The sequence below is a fragment of the Microcoleus sp. MON1_C1 genome (assembly GCF_036701945.1).
Taxonomy (GTDB): domain Bacteria; phylum Cyanobacteriota; class Cyanobacteriia; order Cyanobacteriales; family Microcoleaceae; genus Microcoleus.
In genome coordinates this window covers 4,968-24,401 of sequence record NZ_JAUBRO010000052.1, presented here as the reverse complement: position 1 = coordinate 24,401, position 19,434 = coordinate 4,968, and the positions used below count along the sequence as shown (strand labels likewise).

Below are 19,434 nucleotides of genomic sequence, written 5' to 3'. Positions count from 1 at the left end.
AATGATGAACGCACTCGTGGATACTGAAACAGGTCGGATTCTCGGATGCTCGCTCTTGTGTCATGAAGCAGGTGAAGTGATTTTGACGGTGCAGATGGTGATGCAAGCTCAGATGCCGCACATCGTTCTGCGCGATGGAGTTTTGGCTCATCCCACAATGACCGAAGAGTTAAATATGCTGTTTTCAAGTTGTAAGCAGCGAGTGCAATACCACAGGACTTATCCAAAATGAAAAAACTAGAAGGAAAAGTCGCTCTTGTCACTGGCGGCACTAGCGGCATCGGTCTTGCGACTGCCAAGCGCTTTGTCGCCGAAGGTGCCTATGTCTTCATCACGGGTCGTCGCCAAACTCTACTGGATGCTGCCGTCAAAGAGATCGGTGAAAACGTCACGGGTGTTCAGAGCGATGTCTCCAATCTGGCAGACCTCGATCGCCTGTTCGCCACTATCGAGCAAAAACAAGGACATCTTGATGTGATCTTCGCTAATGCTGGCGGTGGAGAACTCCTCCCACTCGGAGCAATCACCGAAGAACACTTTGACAAAATGTTCAACACTAACGTCAAAGGTCTGCTGTTCACCGTGCAGAAGGCACTGCCTCTGTTGCCCCTAGGCGCTTCCATCATCCTGAACGCCTCTCAGAGCACTACGGTAGGCACCCCAGCCTTCAGTGTTTACAGCGCTACCAAAGCCGCCGTGCGCTCGTTTGCTCGTAATTGGATTCTCGATCTCAAAGAGCGCAAAATCCGGGTTAACGTCATTAGTCCTGGCGTTGTTCCTACTCCTGCTCACGATCTCCTGGGACTGAGTGATGAGCAGAGACAGGAATTCATAGCCAGCTTTGTCAGCGCCATCCCTCTGGGAAGAGTCGGCACGCCCGATGAGATTGCCAAAGCCGTTGTTTTTCTCGCTTGTGACGACAGCAGCTTTGTCAACGGCATCGAGCTGTTTGTTGATGGCGGTATGGCACAGATTTGAAGCGCTCTAAAAGTGGTCGCTAATCTTCCAAGCGCGCTACTTCTTTTAAAGTGCAAACGTACTGGAGATTTGGGAAAAAGATTCGATCGCTCTGGCTGCACTCCTGAGCGTAGAGAATATGGATGGCTTTTTCTATAAACTCAATCATCCAAACATTCAATCATCTAGACATTCAGATGTTTAAATTGTAAAATCTGGTTGATGGACTCAACAGGCTTACCTATGATTGTGACAATCGCCTCATTTAAAGGCGGAGTCGGAAAGACTACCACAGCGCTGCACTTAGCGGCTTACTTGCAGACCAAAGCACCCGCGTTGTTGGTAGATGGCGACCTCAACCGCAGTGCCTTAGATTGGGCTGCTCGCGGTTCCCTCCCGTTCAAAGTGGTCGATGAAAAGCAAGGTGTGCGATATGCCAGGGATTACGAACATATCGTCATCGATACGCCTGCACGACCTACCCCAGAAGACCTGAAAACTCTAGCAGAAGGGTGCGATTTGCTAATATTGCCCAGCTCTCCCGATGCTATGGCCCTGAGCGCTATGCTGCAAATGGTGGAAGCTCTCTATTCGCTCAAGTCGAATTACCGTATCCTACTGACAGTCATCCCACCCGCTCCGAGTAAAGTCGGGGCTGAATCTAGGGCAACCATCGAAAAAGCGGGATTGCCCATTTTCAAGTTTGATATCAGGAGGCTGGCGGTATTTCAAAAAGCTGCCCTCGCCGGAGTTCCCGTAAACGCTATCAAAGACCCTTATGCTAAAGCTGCTTGGGGGTGTTATACCGCTGTTGGAAAGGAGATACTGCCATGAGCCGCTTTGATGATTTACTGAAAGCAAAGAAACTCAAGCCTGGTGAACCCGACCTTTCACCCAGTGTGGCGCTATCCAAAAGCAAAGACCCCAACTTTGTTCGCACAACCGTTTATCTGCCCAAAATTCTGCACCGCCAACTAAAATCCGCAGCAGCGCAGTCCGGCCAGGAAATGAGCTCCCTGGTGGAACTGTCGGTGGCTCAATATCTCCAGCAGTTCAATCCCGACGACAGCTTTTAAACATTTAGATGTTTAAATGTTTAAACATTTGAACATCTAACAAGTAAAAGTACGGAATTCCGCAAGGGACTATAGCTTTTGGCTTTTACGGATTCGATAGAGAAAGGTTCAGTTGCCCCCCCTCTCCCAATTCTTAACTCTCCCAAGAAACAATTATGCTGCCAGATAAATACCGAAAAGTGCATCGCTGTCTCCCTTTGGTGATGGGAGTTGTATTCGCTACCACCTACAGCATCCCCATCAGCGGCCAACCCAGGATTGCCACACCATCTCAGTCACCGACAACGGAAAAACCCAACCCATCAGCAACGCAGCAACCCGTGCAAGCATTTGGCGGGCAACTCGCCATGTTTCTGGGGCATGAGGATAGGCTTACCAGTGCCGTATTTAGCCCCGATGGTCGGAAAATCCTCACCGCTAGTACAGATAAAACCGCCCGCTTGTGGGATATCAAAGGTAATCTCCTGACTGTGTTCCGGGGGCATGAGAAATTAGTCTTCGCTGCAGTATTTAGTCCCGATGGCAGCCAAATTCTCACCACCAGTGAGGATAAAACCGCCCGCCTGTGGGATATCCAAGGCAATCTCCTAACCGAGTTCGGGGCGTCTGACGATCAGTCTGTTAGTAGAAGTAGAAGTGCCGTATTTAGCCCCGATGGTAGCCAAATCCTCACCGTTAATATGCTTGCGGATCCAGCCGGCTGGTCGAATAAACTCCGTTTGTGGGATACCAAAGGCAATCTCAAAGCAGAGTTCCAGATCAAAAGTGACAGAAGTAGCGGATCAGTAGGCTTAGTAAAAGCCGTATTTAGCCCCGATGGTCGCCAAATCCTCACCCTTAGTTGGGATGGAACCGCCCGGTTGTGGGATATCAAAGGTAATCTTCTCAAAGAATTCCAGGCGCATGGGGAGCCTATCCTCAGTGGAGTATTTAGTCCCGATGGCAGGCATTTTCTGACCGCCAGCCAGGATAAAACTGCCCGCCTGTGGGATACCAACGGTAATCTCCTAACCGAGTTCCAGGGGCATGAAAATCATGTCGAAAGTGCAATATTTAGCCCCGATGGTCGCCAAATCCTCACTGCTAGTATAGATGGAACCGCCCGCATTTGGGATACCAAAGGTAATGTCCTGACTGCGTTTGGCCAGCATGGAGATTCCGACTGGAGTTCTGTCGAGAGTGTAGCAGGATTTAGCCCCGATGGTCGCCAAATCCTTACCAGTAGTAGGGATGGCAGCGCTCAAATTTGGGATACCAAAGGCAAGCTGCTAACCGAGTTGCGGGGGCATAACAATAGCGTGGGGGCAGTATTTAGTCCCGATGGCAGGCAAATCCTCACCCGCAGTTGGGATAAAATCGCCCGCCTGTGGGACGTTTCAGCCGCGATTGCTGCCCAATCCGAGCAAATAGCTGCCAGGGAAACCTTTCAGGAAGGCGTGTCCAAAAATAACGCTCAACTGGCAATATTTGGAGGACACAATAGTTCTGTCACCAGTGCCGTATTTAGTCCCGATGGCAGGCAAATCCTCACCGCTAGTTTAGATAAAAAAGCCCGTCTGTGGGATACCAAAGGCAATCTCTTAACCGAGTTCCAGGGGCATGAGGATGGTGTTAGCACAGCAATATTTAGCCCCGATGGTCGCCAAATCCTCACCACTGCTTATGATGGAACCACCCGTTTGTGGGATACCAAAGGCAATGCGCTCGCTGTGTTGCGGGGGGTTGGTGAGGCTGTCACCAGCGCCGTATTTAGCCCCGATGGTAGCCAAATCCTCCCCACCGATTCAGCTTATCCCATCAGCCTGTGGGATACCAAAGGCAACCTCCTCGTTAAGTTCTGGGGGCCTAAGGAAATGGGAATGGGGTGGATAGTCTATAGTGCGGTATTCAGTCCGGATGGCAGCCAAATCCTCACCGTCAGCTTAGATGGAACCGCCCGCCTGTGGGATATCAAAGGCAATGTCCTAGTCGAGTTCCAAGGGAGTTCGCTCAGAAGAGCCATATTTAGCCCCGATGGTCGCCAAATCCTTACTGCCAGTAGTGATGAAACAGCCCGCCTGTGGGATATCAAAGGCAATGTCCTAGTCGAGTTCCGGGGGCATAAGGAGCGGATCGAAAGAGCCATATTTAGTCCCGACGGGAGCCAAATCCTCACTAGAGATATAAACAACGTCCGCCTGTGGGATATCAAAGGCAATCTATTGGCAGAGTTTCGGGGGCATGAGAAAGGAGTTACCAGTGCCGTATTTAGTCCCGATGCTAGTCAAATCCTCACCGCTAGCTATGATGGAACTGCGCGAGTTTGGGATACCAAAGGCAATCTCCTGGCTGCGTTGCGAGGGCATGACATAGAAAGAGGTGTCCGAAGTGCCGTATTTAGCCCCGATGGTCGTCAAATTCTCACCGCTAGTTCTGATGGCACCGCCCGTCTGTGGGATTTGTCAGTAGCAATTGCTGCCCAAGCCGAGCAAATAGCTGCCAGAGAAACCTTTCAGGAAAGCGTGTCTAAAAATAACGCTCAACTGGCAGAGTTACGGGACGATAAGTATCGAGTCGAGAGTGCAGTCTTTAGCCCCGATGGTCGCCAAATTCTCACCACCACCGGTACAACCGTCCGCCTCTGGCATACCAAAGGCAATCTCTTAGCTGAGTTGCCAGGGGATGAGAATGCGGTCGAGAGTGCAGAATTTAGTCCCGATGGTCGCCAAATCCTCACCGCTACCGATGAAACCGTTCGCCTGTGGGATAACAAAGGCAATCTCCTAACCGAGTTTCAGGGGCGTGAGCATAGAATCGACAGTGCAGTATTTAGCCCGGATGGTCGTCAAATTCTCACCGCTAGTATAGATAAAACCGCTCGGTTGTGGGATACAAAAGGCAATCTCCTGGCTATATTCCAAGGACATGAAAGAAAGGTCAACAGTGCAGTATTTAGTCCCGATGGTCGCCAAATCCTCACCGCCAGTTTAGATAAAACCGCCCGTCTATGGGATACCAAAGGCAATCTCCTGGCTGTGTTCCGGGGGCATGAGGGATTTATCGACAGTGCCAAATTTAGTCCCAATGGTCGCCAAATTCTGACTGATAGTAGGTATCCTTATGCAACTGCTCGTTTGTGGGATACTAAAGGCAATCTCTTGGCCGAGTTCCGGGGTAGGGAGAATGTAGATATAGGCTGGAGTCCGGACTACAGGGCCGTATTTAGCCCCGATGGTAGTCAAATCCTCACTGCCGGTGGGGATGGAACCGCTCGCCTGTGGGATACCAAAGGTAATCTCAAAGCCGAATTCCAGCGGCATAATTTTAGAGTCAACAGTACCGTATTTAGTCCCGATGGCCGGCAAATCATTACTTCTGGTGTTGATAAAACCGTCCGTCTGTGGGATACCAAAGGTAATCTTTTAGCCATATTCCGGGGACATGAGGAAGGGGTCAACAGTGCAATATTTAGCCCCGATGGTAGCCAAATTCTCACTGCTAGTGACGATAGAACTGCTCGCCTGTGGGACTTATCAGTTGGAATAAAAGTTTCTGCTGCTGAAGTAGCATTTATCAAGGGGAATCAACTTTCCAGCCAAGGAACCATCGAATCTAGACAACTCGCACTTCAAAAGTTAGAAGAAGCCCTCGCACTCTATCGCGCGGATCGAAACTCTGCCCAAGCTGCACTCACTCTCCTTTCAATGGGTAAAATTTACGCCAATTTCGGACAATTTCAATCTGCCCTAGACTCTTACAATCAAGCATTACCCTTATCAAAACAAGCCGGTGCCAAAGCCGAAGAAGCCGCTATTATCAACAGTTTTGGTCAACTCTACACCGATTTAGCCGACCCGAAAAGCGCCCTGAATTACTATAACCAAGCTTTGCCCCTGTTTTATCAATTAAATGACCAAGCGGCAGTCGCCAACACCCTCAACAATATTGGTGATATTCACGCTGCTACAGGAAACTGGAAAAATGCCCTAGACTCCTACAACAAAGCCCTAGTCATCTCCAGACCCGCAGGTAATTTAGCAGCAGAAGCTACTGCCTTAACTGGCATTGGTAGCACCTACATCGCTTCAAAAGAATGGTCAACGGCCCTGAATGCCTACAACCAAGCCCTGAACATCTCCCGACACTTAAACGACCAAGTAAAAGAAACCACAGTCCTCAATCAAATGGGGAAAATACAAGCTGCTTTAGGTCAGAATTCTACCGCCCTTGAAAACTACAACCAAGCCTTATCTCTATCCCAACAACTCGGTTACAAAACAGAAGAAGCGCACATCATTTACAATCTTGCCATCTTAAACCGCCAACAAAATAACCTCACAGTTGCCCAAACCGAAATCGAAACCGCAATTAATATTATTGAAAACCTCCGCACTCAAATCGGTAGCCAAGAACTGCGCCAGTCTTACTTTGCCCGCAACCAAGATTATTACCAATTTTACATCGATTTGTTGATGCAACAGCACCGGAAAAATCCCGATAAAGGGTACGACGCACAAGCCTTTCATGCTAGCGAACGTGCCCGTGCCCGCAGTCTGCTTGAACTCCTTAGCGAAGCTAGCGCAAATATTCGCCAAGGTGTTGACCCGCAACTGCTAGCACAAGAACAAAATTTGCAACAACAACTTAGTGATTTTCAGACTCGCAAATACCAAATTGTCAGCGCTCAATCTACGCAAGAAGCTCGGGATGAAATTCAACAAAAAATCGACACAGTTCTCAAGGAGCTCGCTCAAATAGAAGCTAAAATTCGCGCCAGCAGTCCTCGTTACGCTGCTCTCAAATATCCCGAACCTCTCAACTTGCAACAAATTCAACAACAGGTAATCGATGACAAAACGCTACTTTTAGAATATTCTTTGGGTGAGGAGCGCAGTTATTTGTGGGCGGTGACGAAAACTTCTTTCACCAGTTACGAACTTCCTTCTCGCACCGAGATTGAAGCTACGGCTAAGAATTTCCGCGATACTTTAACCAAAGATACCACGAGAACCTCTCCTCAAATGGTTGCCGAATCTGCTGCACTTATAAGCCAAATGATCCTCGCTCCAGTTGCTTCTGAGTTGGGCAACAAGCGCTTGCTAATTGTTGCGGATGGCGCTTTGCAATACATCCCTTTTGGCGCTCTTACTCTGGAAAAATCTGAAGCCCCGCTAATAGTTACGCATGAAATTGTTAATCTGCCTTCTGCCTCAACTTTAGCTATTCTGCGGCGGGATATGGCGACTCGTCAACCGGCTCCAAAGGCGATCGCCTTGTTTGCAGATCCTGTTTTTAGCCCGGACGACGAACGGCTCAAAGGCACAAGTATATCGCCTGCAACCAAGAATCAAACTGTTGAAAATCTGCCCGTAGAAGCGCAACAATTACAGAGATCTGCATCAGAGGCTAACGTTTATTGGACTCGCCTACCTTTATCGCGAACTGAAGCTGAGCAAATCCTGGCTATGGTTCCCGATGATTTGGAAAAACAAGCGTTTGACTTTACGGCTAATCGTACCACGGCAACCAGTTCCGATTTATCTCAATATCGCATTGTTCATTTCGCTACGCACGGATTTGCTAATAGCAGACATCCAGAATTATCGGGATTGGTGTTATCTTTGGTTGATGAGAAAGGCACTTTACAAAATGGCTACTTGCGACTAAATGATATTTTCAATCTCAATTTACCGGCCGAATTGGTGGTGCTGAGCGCGTGTCAGACGGGTATGGGAAAAGACATTAAAGGAGAAGGGTTGGTCGGTTTGACGAGAGGGTTTATGTATGCGGGCGCGCCGCGCGTGGTGGTTTCTCTGTGGAGTGTTGAGGATCAAGTAACTTCTGAGCTGATGACACGATTTTACAAAAAAATGCTCCAGGATAAATTGGCGCCTGCTGCGGCACTGCGAGCGGCGCAAATCGAAGTGCTACAGCTTCCAGAATGGCAATCTCCTTATTATTGGGCCGCTTTTGGGCTGCAAGGAGAATGGAATTGAGTCCGCCCCTGCGTGGGTAGGTCGATACTGCCCACTCGGTAAACCTGCAACTGCGAGAGGTTTTGCTTCAACACGCTCACTAAGTTCTGGAACCGCTTGACTGTTTCCCGTTCTTCTTCCTCGTGCCAATCCTGTTCTTGAGTGGCAATGATCGCAAAGAAGTCGTTAACCCTAAACACTCCTAGCATAGTGATACCCCTCTCGAATTTCACCCTACACCTAGGACTGAAGATTTTGTCCTAAAAGCAGGGATAGCAGGATAACCGAGGTTCGACTTCCAGGAATTTTTAAAGTCAAAATTTGCTTAAGTTTCGATTACTTTGGTTGTCAGTCCAGCAACTCCATCATTGGTCTTACCCACAATATAGACACTTACCTCGATAGTGCCAATTCGGTAGACCCGGATCTCGGCTAAATTGTCTTTGATAACCTGAAGCAGATTTTTAAACTTTGCAACATTTTCTTTTTGGATCTTATCGTGCCAGTCTTTTTCGGTAGCGACATTGCGAAAGAAATAGTCCAGGTCAACTTGCTCGATCGACGTTGCGGGAGGGTAATTGGTTAACTCCAAGATTTTTTCTTGAGTCAATTCTACGTCTTTCCAGATAAATACCTCAAAAGGATACTCCGATTCACTTGGCATGAGCAGCCCCTGGCTGGATTGAGTCAAGGTTTCAGTAACAGTCATACGGTAACAGTAGTTGCGTTTATATCATGAACTATATTCCAAATTGCATCTAACTGCTACCCAACGAGCAGGTTTAAGTAAACAGCAATGGTTGAGTTTGGTATGATGTGGCTTCCTATCCAAGGCTTCTGTGAAGCATTACAACAAAAACTGAGGAATATCAGGGTTCCGAGGATGGCTCTATAAATCTACAAAATAATTGACGAATGTGTTCCTGTTATCTTTACTTCCTATTCGGGACACCTGATAATGCGCCTTGGGTCATTTTTTGTTCAATTTATTACCCAATTACACAATCAGGGAATATTCTATGCGCTCTCTAAGATGGTTAAAGTCGGTTAGCTTAATTGCTGCTGCCAGTATTTCTGCACTTCCTTTTATCTTTTCTTCTAAAGTTGCTCAATCTCAATCTTCAGTCAGTGCACACCTGACAATGGGCAATCCCAGCAACGCCGTCACTAGCACCAGTTACCCCACTAACTATCTACTGGTCAAATCTCAGTATGCTCTCTCATACAATAACAATACGCGCACTCCCAATTGGGTAAGCTGGCAGTTGAATAATTCGTGGTTGGGGTCTACTCCCCGCCAAGATGATTTCAGAGCTGACACAACTTTACCCAGCACCTTCTACCGAGTGTCGGGGAGTGATTACTCTGGCAGTGGCTTTGATCGTGGTCACATGACCCCTTCTGCCGATCGTACCAACACGGTATCCAGCAACTCATCGACATTCTTGATGACCAATATGATTCCTCAAGCCCCAGATAACAATCAGGGAGTTTGGGCAAATCTGGAGAGCTACGCGCGTACTCTGGTTTCGCAGGGAAAAGAACTGTACATCATTTCTGGTGGCTATGGAAGTTGTGGCACTGGGAGCAATGGCAGCAAGTGTTCTTTTCCAGCAGCAACCAATAGTAGTTATTCGATTACAGTTCCGGCGAGAACCTGGAAAGTAATTGTTGTGTTGGATAATCCAGGCTCAGGTGTTAGTGGAGTAAACACATCAACCAGAGTTATCGCGGTTGACATCCCCAATACACAAGGTGTTCGCACTGCTCTTTGGCAGAATTATCGAATAAGTGTAGACACTTTAGAGCAGAGAACAGGGTATAACTTCTTATCAGCCGTATCTTCAACCACTCAAAGCGTGATTGAAGCCAGGGTAGATAACCAGTAAATCTTCTTGACCTGGTAGAAAAATATTCAGGGTTAACCTTTGTCTCGATCTCTACCGGGTCTTCACTGTTGCATGAGCAGTCACTCTCCCCTAAGTCCGCCTTGAGGGATAGTTTTATATAATTAATGTCTGTGATGGAAACTACAATGAAGTTTATATACCAAGTGAAAGCTGTAATATTGTGTGTAGGATTGTTAGTAAGTGGAGGACTCGCTGATCGGGTTCAGGCAGAAGATATCGATCTGCTTTGTTATGTAGTAATGCCTGATCAGCGGATCGTTGATTTGGGAAAAATGTGTGGTCGTACCATTCAGAAACCTCGTGTCCTGTCGCCGGCAGAGCGAAAGGCTCAATTTCTTCAGAATTTTTATGCAAAAGTCCAAAGCCATCCCGCAGGAAAGGAGATTTTGGAGCAGTCTGACCCGGATGCTCTAATTGGCAAAGCGAATCAGGTCTGTAATGCAATTAAAGAAGGAACTTATCAGCCACCCCAAGCTCAACCCAACCCTGATGAGCCAGATGAGCGTAGAATTGCCAACCTAGAAGAAGCATTCGTAGACCAGGTTGCTTCTCAAGGCTTCTGTGTAGAGTCAAAGTGATATAAGGATTCCAGTTGGGAAAAAAGCAGTGGCGCGATGTAGAAAGTCGGGTCGATGATTCGTTAGTTGCGGCAACTTTACTTAAGTTAGTTCTCCCTATGTCAGCCGGGTAATTACCTCCCAGGGAGCGTCAGACTCGCTGAGGGAAAGCAAGTTTTTGGAAGCTTGTTGGAGTTGGGTAGCGATCGAGTCGGTCATGATGGCAGTAGTTCCTCAGCTTTACTGTGATTGTACAGTTGGTGTTGGCTGGAACTAAGGACTTTTTGGCAGGTTCGGATCTTCGCGACAGGTTGAGAGTGGCAATGATTCGCCCCCCCGAATTTCGCTAATTCTCCTTGAATTGGTATTGACTGTAACATTTAAACAAGCACAAGTATATCCATAATTGCCGTTAGTTCGCACAACTTCCTTGCCATCAGAATGGGGAATGTTTTCTATTCCTTTGGCTTGGTATCCACCTTGCGCTCCAATAGTCCAAGTACCATCTTTGTCAATTAAGTACCTATTACCTGGTGTAGGAACTAGCAACCATCCACACCTACTTTCAACTGCTTTAGCAGGAAGGGCAACGATAAAAAGAGAGGAGATAATAACGGATATTAACAAGTTTTTCTTCATAAATTTAAGTTTAGGTAATTTTTACCCAATTATAGCAAGTTCATCAGCATTGATTAATGCAGGTGAAGCAACAGCTCAATCCCGCAGTCCCTACTTGTTGGATTGCGAGAAAAGTTGGAATTCCCGGAACTGCTGCTTATGGGCGGGGGAGTAACGAAGGTCAGAGCAGAATAGCGCCCCTAATCTCCCACACTTTGTCAAGCATACAGCGCCTCTTCATCAGCTTGAGCCTGTACTATTGGACAATAAGCCAAGGTGTACGAGAGTGGCATAGCAGATTGCTGCGTTGCTACAGCGGGTTTGGAGGTGCTCGCGATAGTGCAACTCCTAGAATAGACAATGGTGCCGACTTTATTATTATGCTCTCCAACTGTTCAACCTGCCGATTCCACACCTCCCACCAACATCACTGCACGGATATCGGGTGTGCAGTCAATCCGAGCTATTGGGCGCTGTGGAGACGCCTCCACTCTCTACCGCCTGAACTAGAGGGTACATCGCTCATCAACTACTGTGGGGATTATCAACTAAATGCTTCCATCTCTACGGCTTCTACAGTAGAAAAGCTGGTAGGTTTTTGGGATTACAAAGTTAGTTTTGCCACCACTACCTATCGAATTCAAATTGAATTAAATGAGGAGCAATTAATTGGAAGCTATATTATTCCAGCCAATAATGACAGCCTTTTTCAATTCGCTGTGTACGAGTTTCCAGGAAGAGGCAGACCTGTAATTACCATCGCACAAATTGCTCAACTAATGCCGAACTCTTCCTATCGCGCTGTCCTCAGTGGCAGGCTGGATAATGAGCGCTTAATTACCGGAGACTTTGTGGATGTCGATGACAATCGCGGCACGTTCAAGATGATGAAACAATAAGGAATCGCCACGTTCGCTTCTCTGCTTCTAGGGAATCATAAATGAAGTAATACCACTTTTAGAAAATAATGTTAAAACTTACCGTCAACCTACACTTCAAGTGCAATCAATCGCTTTGAAGTTTTGTGAGATTGGGGGATAAGCTGCTGTCCAGCTCGATTGTAGAATGAACCAGATTTTACAAAGGTGGCATACCTGATTACTGCTTTGCGACAGCGGGCTTGGAGGCGATCGCTCTGGGAATCCTAAAACTCCTAAAATTGCCTGTGGTGATGACGCTGGGTAAGTTTTGGTGTTTAGTTACGTCACGGCAACCTTGGCAACTTTCTTCGTCGGTCACGATATCGATCGCCCTCAATCTCCTTCAACTTCCACCTGCAACTCATACACCCGCAAACTCGGATGTTCGCCAATTAGCCGCCAGCCATATCCTTCAACCGTTGGGGTAGGTCGCGCTCCTTGGCGATACAGGAATATCGGCTCGTTTCTCATCAATGCCGTGAATATCTCCCCCTCTCTGTCTTTGCCATCATCCCAAATCAGGTGAGTTTTGCCGAAGTACCCAGCGCTCATCAAACTAGCAAAGAGCCATTCCATGAGAGCTTGCTGCTCGTCTTGGTTAAGCGTGGATTGACCATAAGTGTCGATTATGGGTATTTTGGATTTGGGCTTGAGTGATGCGATGAGGGTGGTGGCGAGGTTGAGATATTTTTTCATTGGTCGATGGAGATGCGTATACCAAATATTATGCAATCACACAGCGACTTGGAAAAAATTTGGCACCAACTCAATCTCTACTAAGCATTGGGTTTACAGAAATTAAGTATGGTGCGTCGATTTTGTTGAGTAATATCTACAACTTTTGCCTCCGGTCATAAATAAAAATGAATCAAACCACTGAGCGAACTGTTTGAGAGCGCAACTTTGAAGATAGGTTTTTGGATCGCACCGCAATTGAGGCTCTTTACACTTTCACTTTATGCCCTAACCGACGAAAGCGGTTGCTATACTATCGGCTTGGTATTGTAAATCTTAGCCCGTTAGTAATCTGGCGAATGTGTTCCTTGTTCGCAGACAACGTTAGGTGATTGTAGTTTGCCCCATTCAGGCGAATCGGTGTGGGATAGCGGACAATGAGCGTTGCTATTCTTTCCATAGCCGGATCTTGATCCGAGGAAGGCAAAATTAAACACGCTGGGCGACCCTGAATTTGTAACCTCTGCACCTGGGGACGAGTACCATAGGGATTTAGTCTATGATTCAGTGCATCATTACAAACATTTTGAATCGTTGACGGCGACGGTGACGACAACGCCGATAGGAGAAAAAATCCATCAGCACCACTGAAGCGTTCTCGATCTTCATAGCCCTTGCTACGTCCCCAGTTACTGGGGTAGCTCAAGCTAACACCATACGTCGAATTCTTGTATTGCTTTGTACTGGAAGCAGGTTTACGTGAAACTTGAATTTGACCAACTGATGGGGAAAGCTGGCTGCTACTGCTACCTGGGGAGAGTATTCCCGTTAGTGGCACGAAGGTTAGAAGTCCTAGGCTACACAAGAGTGAATATCGATAAACAATGTTTTTCATGGATTTTCTCGAAATGCTCTAGAGGGCTTATGCAAACAGCCAGAAATTGCGCTTTTTTCAAGGACTGTTTAGTTATTCAACAATCTCTGTGAATTGGAACAATCCCCCACTGTTTTACTGATACCTTTCAATCGCATTTACCTATATCCGGTTTTTATGAGGATGGGAGCCTTAGAATTTCAGTTTGCTAAAATTTGAAATGCGGAAACAGCACTGGTGCGATCTGCTTGGCAGCATTGCTGCCAACCTCTACTACATTTACGGTTATTAACCGGGATTTAGCCTATTTCTTAATTCTCCAGTTCGCAGGGTCTAATAATACTATCTTGAGTAAGTTGGTATAAGGTGGAGAAGGACAGCAGAGGGTATCTTGCGAGATTTAAAGAGCTGTTTTAAGACTTATCAACCAAACGACCGAATTAACAGCCAACAAAAAGGTATAAAAAATATAGATTGATGGAGCGCACATAGCTCGACCTAAAGAAGGCATTTTCAGTATTTTCAAAGAACCGAGCGGGTAAACTAGACCTTCCGGTATAGAACGGGTATTAAAACTTTCCTCTAAAGCCCTTTCATTATTCAAGAATTCGGTAACGGCAGCGGCTCTTTGCATATAATAAAATTGCACCCTCCAATAGGTAGCTTCTAAAAACCAAAAACCCAAAATTATAACGTATCCCAACGGTGCTAACGCATTTATTTTGCTGGCAAACACCCAACCAATTAACGCTACCCAAAGGGTAATTGCTGCCGTTTTTACCTGCTGCAAAATTGTACTGAAATTAGCTATTTTTTTCTCTAGTTCCTCTGCTCCTTTTTGCAGCATGGCTAGCTGAAATTCAAATCGATCCATATTTGATTCGGGGATGGCTGATTGTTCCTCTATGATTTCTAACTTTAAAATACCAAATTCCAGCAGTTTTACTTCCCAAAAGGCTGTCCCCACCACTGCCAGCACTCCTTATTAAAAGCCGATCGCCACTTGTAGATAAGCTCGGACTCCAGTTGCAGCCGCTGTTTGCGGTTAGCTGGCGCTCCGTACCAAAATGCTATGGCTACACTCACATCCAGGGAATAACGCCGATGTAATTCGATGTAGTTGCCAATGTACTTATGACAATCGTGGCTCATCCATCGTTGCTTGGGAGTGCGGTCTGTTTCTCCGACGTAGAGGAGCAAGGGGTGTGCGTTGTCGATGACAAAATAGAGGCAAGTACGATCGCCCCAATCGGGTTTCTCACAAAATGAGAGATTGTGCAATTGCAGGGCAAACGGGTCTATATCGTGGGGTTCACAAGGATTTACTGCTAGCTCGAATAGGCTTCCCTGTCGCGGCTGTGGCGCACTTTCAGATTGTTGGTGTTCAAAAATGCGCTGTTTCCAAGAATACAAAGCCTCGGAACTCATCGTTAGTTGAGGAGATTTAGCGGAGCTGGGTTTGGGTTGCGGAAAAAGTTCGAGTTGCTGCACAGATTTTAAGATTGTTGGACGATCGCTGCTGTAAAATGTATGCTTAATAGAATAACGAAACCCGGTAAATAAATCAAAGGCAACATATCGTACGAGCGCAACCAGTTTCATTACTTGGACATCATTCAGTTGCACTTAATCCTGGCTGAAACTAATGATTGCAGTCTCAGTTGCACTTAATCCTGGCTGAAGCATAATTATAGTTGCAAATAATCCTGGCTCACAAAAGTTTTGATTGCAGGTCACTACAGTTATAGGATTGAAGTCCAAAAATGAAGCCAACAAAAAAGCCCCAAGCGATGCTTGGGGCTAATAAATTATTCTTCGTCGTCGTCCTCATCATCAATATCAATCATCCCTTCAAACAATTTGCTTTGGTCAAAGCTCCTGAGTCCTTTTTCAACCATGCGCTGGTTAAAATCGAGAGCTGGTTGCATAATTTTCCTCTTCTCGCGTAAATCGTAGTGTTTCCTTTTAGTTTCAAGGCTGTGTCCCATTGCTAAAACTGAAGCTTGTTTTTCGGCGTCTGATAGACCAATCTCTTGACTGTAAGTTTCAAACGAGTGACGCAACTTGTGAGGAGACATAGAAATTTCGGCAAATCGCCAAAAAATCTGTTTAACTTTTTTTCCAAAAGTTGATGAATTCAGAAGTTTGCCATTTTTATCTTGGAGAAACAGAAAATTATGTTTCTGCTCTTTAACCAAAATCTTACGCCACTTATTAATCCACATTTCAAGATAGTCATAAAATTTGGTGTCATCGGGAAAAGTGAAATTGCTTAGAGGAATGGCAAGTTCTCCGTAGGTTTTCATGGTCTTGTAGTCTTCAGGATACAGATAATACTCAGCCTCATTAGGGTTTTTCATCTTTTCTACTGAGACAAATGACCCATCTTGAAATCCGCCCTTGAGCAAACTTTTACCGATTTCTGCCTCATAATATTCCTTGGGTCGTCGCGGAGGACAAGAAAGCATCAGAGCAATAATAATAAATCTCTGAAAAGACCGAGCAATCCCTGTATCCATCCGAGGAATTTTGTCGATTTGAGGCCGTCCACCTCTGTAACGGTTACTTCGTTGATAATGTTTCACCTCAAGAGTTGCTTCAAAGCGAGCTTTTTCTAAAACCTCTATAATTTTAGGATAAGGAACCACTAGAGAGAGCTTCTCAGTTGTTGTTTTAGCTTGGGTTCGAGTCTCTCTTTCATGAATGCGACGACGAGCCTTGAGAACATTAATTAAGGGAATTTTATCAAAAGTATCTCGACTCTTCAAATCCTCTGAGCTGACCTGACGATAATAAGTGAATTTGGCAAGGTTAATAATGGCGTTGTAGTTCTGAACTACCGACGCATGACTCAAATTTCCCCACTCCACGTATCCCTCGATTAAGTCACCAGCTTCTTTACCCAGTTCCTCAGATGTCTCCTGGGCCATTCCTTCTCTGTACATCCTTACCATGTGAGGTTCCCTATTTGGCTCGTTACTGCACTCGGTAAGCTTGAACTTCATTTGAATAAAAGGCACAACTTTGGCTAGCCTCACCTCTGATAAACTGAGTTCCTTTTCACTCTTCCGATACATCCAGCCAAGTAATCGAAAGACGTGTTGTACGTCTGCTTCCACTGTTGGGTGCTTAAGTTTTAGCTTTTTCTCCATGAACTCAGCGAATTCCATAATTTCTCGGTCAAATTCGGGATTGGCTAAATACCAATTTGGCTCCACCTGAGCAAAAGCAACCTGGAGCATAGATAAACCAACCCGAGATAAAACCAATCGCCAATCCAGCCAAATTTTGGCAACTTGCTTTTTAGGAATAGCGACAAAATCTGAGTCAAAATATCCAAGGAATACAGTTTCGCTAGATTTTCGCAGTCCGGCACGGAAATCTTTCATATCCTCACGAATCCTACTGCCGTGTCCTTCCTTAAAGCGGTAAATAAGTTCAGGGTTTTCCGGATCGGATTGGAGCCACTTTCGCGAAGTGGCAAATTTTACCATATTATTCAGGTGAAACTTGAACTGTTTTCGCTTGTTAGCTTCTTTCCAACCTTGCTCGTCAAAGAAATGTTCCGCATTTTGCAACACAATTTTTAGATCGGAAATCGGTCGTTGTTTGAGGAAAGAGAGCGCATTTGCCCTTTCCCCTTCGCTGACTCGCTCCTTCTGAGGAACTGGCCCACCTAAATATGGAGCGATTACACGGGTGATCACCGTGTAGCTCATCGGGATGTACTTAGGAGATTTAGACTCTAGTTCCCTTAAAAACCTCTGGCAGAACTCTAGTAAGTTCTGGGGCGGTGCTTCTGGTAATTCTTTTTCATCCACAGGAGTGGGAATTGGGTTAGAATTAGTAATAATTCTATGACCGCGATGAGGGAGAATTTTATAGGATGCGTCTTGACCTGTTGGTGGCTTTTGTTTGTCCATATGAACTCCTGTGTTATGGCGTAAGGTTTGTAGATGATAAAGTCTTATATATATTATATAACTTTATCGACGTTTTGGGGGCTGTCTGACTTTGGTATGGATGGCGAAGATATGTGTACGAGCGAACTAACTCTCTCGGATGAAAACAGAAAAAATCCCCTTGGTGACTGGGTTTTAGAGATTTAACCACAGACAGACTTTTTTGCAAAAGTTAGATAAATAAGTTAGATAGCTGTATAACCTCGACTTTTACCTTGTTTATACGTATAAACCAAACTTATGTAAATTAAGGAGTATAGCTTTTAATACCTTTCCAATAAAAGTGGTTATATAGAGGATTTGACTCGTTGGTGAGTTCAAAAAAATACAAATTTAGTTTATACCTATAAACCAAAACGTTTAATAGCAAGGATTGTAGCAAATGACTAAATCAAAAAAAAAGCAAAAAACTGAGCGACCTAAATATTCAATAAAGCCAGCGCATCCGGGGCAGCAATGCCGCCGTAATGTACCAATTATTTACGATGAAAAGAAGCAACCAATATCCCTTACTCTGACTCCAACTGCGATTAAAAAACTCACAGATTTAGCGTTAATAGTTGAAGATTCGCGCAGCGAAGTTATTGAGCAGTTGTTGAGGAATATTACGACTCTACAAGCAAAGAGAATTATTGGCAAAAATCAGGATAAAACTGTTGAGTAAAACTTGTGTACTCATATAGATGATTGATATCTGTTTGTGTTCAGCAGTTATATTGAATCTACAACAATTAAGTGTGACTCTCTGCGTCAGATATTGCTTATATCTTGCTGAAGCTGTACCACTTTCATGTCTTAGATGGAGAAATACCAATTTTTGGTTTGTGCTACATAAGAAGGAGGCAAGTTGTCATTTACCACGGTCAAATCGGCATTTGAATGAGTTTAATTATTTAGGAAAAAGGTCAATCTCCCTCACTTCTTCCTGCCTTTACAGTAAGCGAGCTAGTGAGTAAGATTGACAAAAATACAAAAGGGGTGGCTATGTTCGATCGCGCTCAATTGTTTTTGGCTGGTATGTCGCTCGCACTTTCGGTTCAGTTAAGTCAGCCAGTGGCAGCAGCCGTGCCAGTTGGTAAAGTCGTACAAACAGCACAAACTAGCAGTAGCGACGCTGGTGATAAAGCAGCCAATCAGGGATTGCAACTATACAAGCAAGGAACGGCGGAAGCGAAAAGAGGTGCGATCGTCAAGTGGGAAGAAGCCTTAAAGCTGTATCGAGAAGCGGGCGATCGCGGTGGGGAAGCTTCCAGCTTCCACAACATCGGTCGTGTCTACTCTGATTTGGGAGAAAAACAGAAAGCCCTAGAGTATTACAGCCAGTCCCTTCGGCTGTTTCGAGCAGTAGGCGATCGCCGCAGGGAAGCGAACACCCTCAACAACATCGGTCGTGTCTACTCTGATTTGGGAGAACAACAGAAAGCCCTAGAGTATTACAGCCAGTCGCTTCCATTGAAACGGGCAACCGGCGATCGCAGCGGGGAAGCTATTATCCTCAGCAACATCGGCAGTCTCTACTCTGATTTGGGAGAACAACAGAAAGCCCTAGAGTATTACAATCAGTCGCTTCCCCTGAGTCGGGCAACCGATGATCGCCGTGGGGAAGCTGCCACTCTCAACAACATCGGCTTAGTCTACTCACAATTGGGAGAACAACAGAAAGCCCTAGAGTATTACAGCCAGTCGCTTCCCCTGAGACGGGCAGTAGGCGATCGCGGGGGGGAAGCTGCCACTCTCAACAACATCGGCGGTGTCTACTCACAATTGGGAGAACAACAGAAAGCGCTAGAGTATTACACCCAGTCGCTTCCCCTGAGTCGGTTAACTGGCCATCGCCGTGGGGAAGCTCTCACCCTCAACAACATCGGCGGTGTCTACTCACAATTGGGAGAACAACAGAAAGCGCTAGAGTATTACACCCAGTCGCTTCC

Annotated in this window: 20 protein-coding genes; 10 read left to right on the top strand and 10 right to left on the bottom strand. The window is 45.9% G+C overall.

All coding sequences use genetic code 11. The features are described 5' to 3' along the window. The first annotated feature begins 1 nt into the window (after nt 1). Entirely contained in the window at nt 2–232 is a 231-nt protein-coding gene (locus tag QUA62_RS23810; RefSeq protein WP_333407197.1) for a hypothetical protein, read from the top strand. Continuing rightward, nucleotides 229–978 (top strand): SDR family oxidoreductase, encoded by a 750-nt coding sequence (locus QUA62_RS23805; RefSeq protein ID WP_333407195.1) that lies wholly within the window; start codon nt 229–231, stop codon nt 976–978. The genes QUA62_RS23810 and QUA62_RS23805 overlap by 4 nt, the downstream gene beginning before the upstream one ends. 19 nt (nt 979–997) lie before the next feature. Here QUA62_RS23805 and QUA62_RS23800 read toward each other — a convergent pair whose 3' ends face one another. Beyond that, entirely contained in the window at nt 998–1,126 is a 129-nt protein-coding gene (locus QUA62_RS23800; protein ID WP_333407192.1) for a hypothetical protein, read from the bottom strand. A 53-nt stretch (nt 1,127–1,179) separates the two neighbouring features. On the opposite strand from QUA62_RS23800, the gene QUA62_RS23795 reads away from it, so the two are divergent. The 3 genes from QUA62_RS23795 to QUA62_RS23785 all read left to right on the top strand — a co-directional run bounded on the left by QUA62_RS23795 (nt 1,180) and on the right by QUA62_RS23785 (nt 8,008). Next, a complete protein-coding gene (locus tag QUA62_RS23795) occupies nt 1,180–1,791 on the top strand; it encodes a ParA family protein (protein ID WP_333407190.1) in 612 nt (203 codons plus the stop codon). Then, nucleotides 1,788–2,033 (top strand): CopG family transcriptional regulator, encoded by a 246-nt coding sequence (locus QUA62_RS23790; RefSeq protein ID WP_333407188.1) that lies wholly within the window; start codon nt 1,788–1,790, stop codon nt 2,031–2,033. The genes QUA62_RS23795 and QUA62_RS23790 overlap by 4 nt, the downstream gene beginning before the upstream one ends. Before the next feature lie 155 nt (nt 2,034–2,188). Next, nucleotides 2,189–8,008 (top strand): CHAT domain-containing protein, encoded by a 5,820-nt coding sequence (locus tag QUA62_RS23785; RefSeq protein WP_333407186.1) that lies wholly within the window; start codon nt 2,189–2,191, stop codon nt 8,006–8,008. Here the strand turns inward: QUA62_RS23785 and QUA62_RS23780 are convergent. Beyond that, nucleotides 7,969–8,196, bottom strand: coding sequence for a nuclease A inhibitor family protein (locus QUA62_RS23780; protein WP_333407184.1), 228 nt, complete (start codon nt 8,194–8,196; stop codon nt 7,969–7,971). The two genes, QUA62_RS23785 and QUA62_RS23780, sit on opposite strands and share 40 nt — an antisense overlap. A 116-nt stretch (nt 8,197–8,312) precedes the next feature. Next, nucleotides 8,313–8,696 carry a nuclease A inhibitor family protein gene (locus QUA62_RS23775; RefSeq protein ID WP_333407182.1) on the bottom strand — a complete coding sequence of 128 codons (384 nt, stop codon included), beginning with the start codon at nt 8,694–8,696 and terminating at the stop codon, nt 8,313–8,315. Between the two features lie 310 nt (nt 8,697–9,006). Between QUA62_RS23775 and QUA62_RS23770 the strand changes: the two genes are divergently transcribed. Continuing rightward, nucleotides 9,007–9,876: a DNA/RNA non-specific endonuclease gene (locus tag QUA62_RS23770; protein ID WP_333407180.1), complete on the top strand. Its 870-nt coding sequence runs from the start codon at nt 9,007–9,009 to the stop codon at nt 9,874–9,876. 146 nt (nt 9,877–10,022) lie between these two features. Beyond that, nucleotides 10,023–10,475, top strand: a complete 453-nt coding sequence (locus QUA62_RS23765; protein ID WP_333407178.1) for a hypothetical protein — start codon at nt 10,023–10,025, stop codon at nt 10,473–10,475. A gap of 96 nt (nt 10,476–10,571) precedes the next feature. On the opposite strand, the gene QUA62_RS23760 is transcribed toward QUA62_RS23765, so the two are convergent. Further along, nucleotides 10,572–10,673, bottom strand: a complete 102-nt coding sequence (locus tag QUA62_RS23760; protein WP_333407176.1) for a nuclease A inhibitor family protein — start codon at nt 10,671–10,673, stop codon at nt 10,572–10,574. 54 nt (nt 10,674–10,727) lie between these two features. Then, entirely contained in the window at nt 10,728–11,093 is a 366-nt protein-coding gene (locus tag QUA62_RS23755; protein WP_333407174.1) for a DUF4087 domain-containing protein, read from the bottom strand. Nucleotides 11,094–11,149: 56 nt separating this feature from the next. Between QUA62_RS23755 and QUA62_RS23750 the strand changes: the two genes are divergently transcribed. Further along, nucleotides 11,150–11,971, top strand: a complete 822-nt coding sequence (locus tag QUA62_RS23750) for a hypothetical protein (RefSeq protein WP_333407172.1) — start codon at nt 11,150–11,152, stop codon at nt 11,969–11,971. A gap of 199 nt (nt 11,972–12,170) precedes the next feature. Here the strand turns inward: QUA62_RS23750 and QUA62_RS23745 are convergent, their stop codons facing one another. The 5 genes from QUA62_RS23745 to QUA62_RS23725 all read right to left on the bottom strand — a co-directional run bounded on the left by QUA62_RS23745 (nt 12,171) and on the right by QUA62_RS23725 (nt 17,464). Then, nucleotides 12,171–12,311 carry a hypothetical protein gene (locus QUA62_RS23745; protein ID WP_333407170.1) on the bottom strand — a complete coding sequence of 47 codons (141 nt, stop codon included), beginning with the start codon at nt 12,309–12,311 and terminating at the stop codon, nt 12,171–12,173. Between the two features lie 14 nt (nt 12,312–12,325). Next, nucleotides 12,326–12,688, bottom strand: coding sequence for a hypothetical protein (locus QUA62_RS23740; protein ID WP_333407168.1), 363 nt, complete (start codon nt 12,686–12,688; stop codon nt 12,326–12,328). 1,253 nt (nt 12,689–13,941) lie between these two features. Beyond that, nucleotides 13,942–14,511 carry a hypothetical protein gene (locus QUA62_RS23735; protein WP_333407166.1) on the bottom strand — a complete coding sequence of 190 codons (570 nt, stop codon included), beginning with the start codon at nt 14,509–14,511 and terminating at the stop codon, nt 13,942–13,944. Beyond that, entirely contained in the window at nt 14,484–15,167 is a 684-nt protein-coding gene (locus QUA62_RS23730) for a GIY-YIG nuclease family protein (RefSeq protein WP_333407164.1), read from the bottom strand. The genes QUA62_RS23735 and QUA62_RS23730 overlap by 28 nt, the downstream gene beginning before the upstream one ends. 182 nt (nt 15,168–15,349) lie before the next feature. Beyond that, complete coding sequence (locus tag QUA62_RS23725; protein WP_333407162.1) at nt 15,350–17,464, bottom strand: tyrosine-type recombinase/integrase; 2,115 nt, start codon at nt 17,462–17,464, stop codon at nt 15,350–15,352. 421 nt (nt 17,465–17,885) lie between these two features. Here QUA62_RS23725 and QUA62_RS23720 point away from each other — a divergent pair, with 421 nt between their 5' ends. Beyond that, the gene (locus tag QUA62_RS23720; protein WP_333407160.1) at nt 17,886–18,167 is read left to right on the top strand and encodes a hypothetical protein; all 282 of its coding nucleotides are present in this window, start codon (nt 17,886–17,888) and stop codon (nt 18,165–18,167) included. Nucleotides 18,168–18,487: 320 nt separating this feature from the next. Continuing rightward, nucleotides 18,488–19,434: tetratricopeptide repeat protein (locus QUA62_RS23715; protein ID WP_333407219.1), on the top strand; the 947-nt coding region annotated here is incomplete at its 3' end.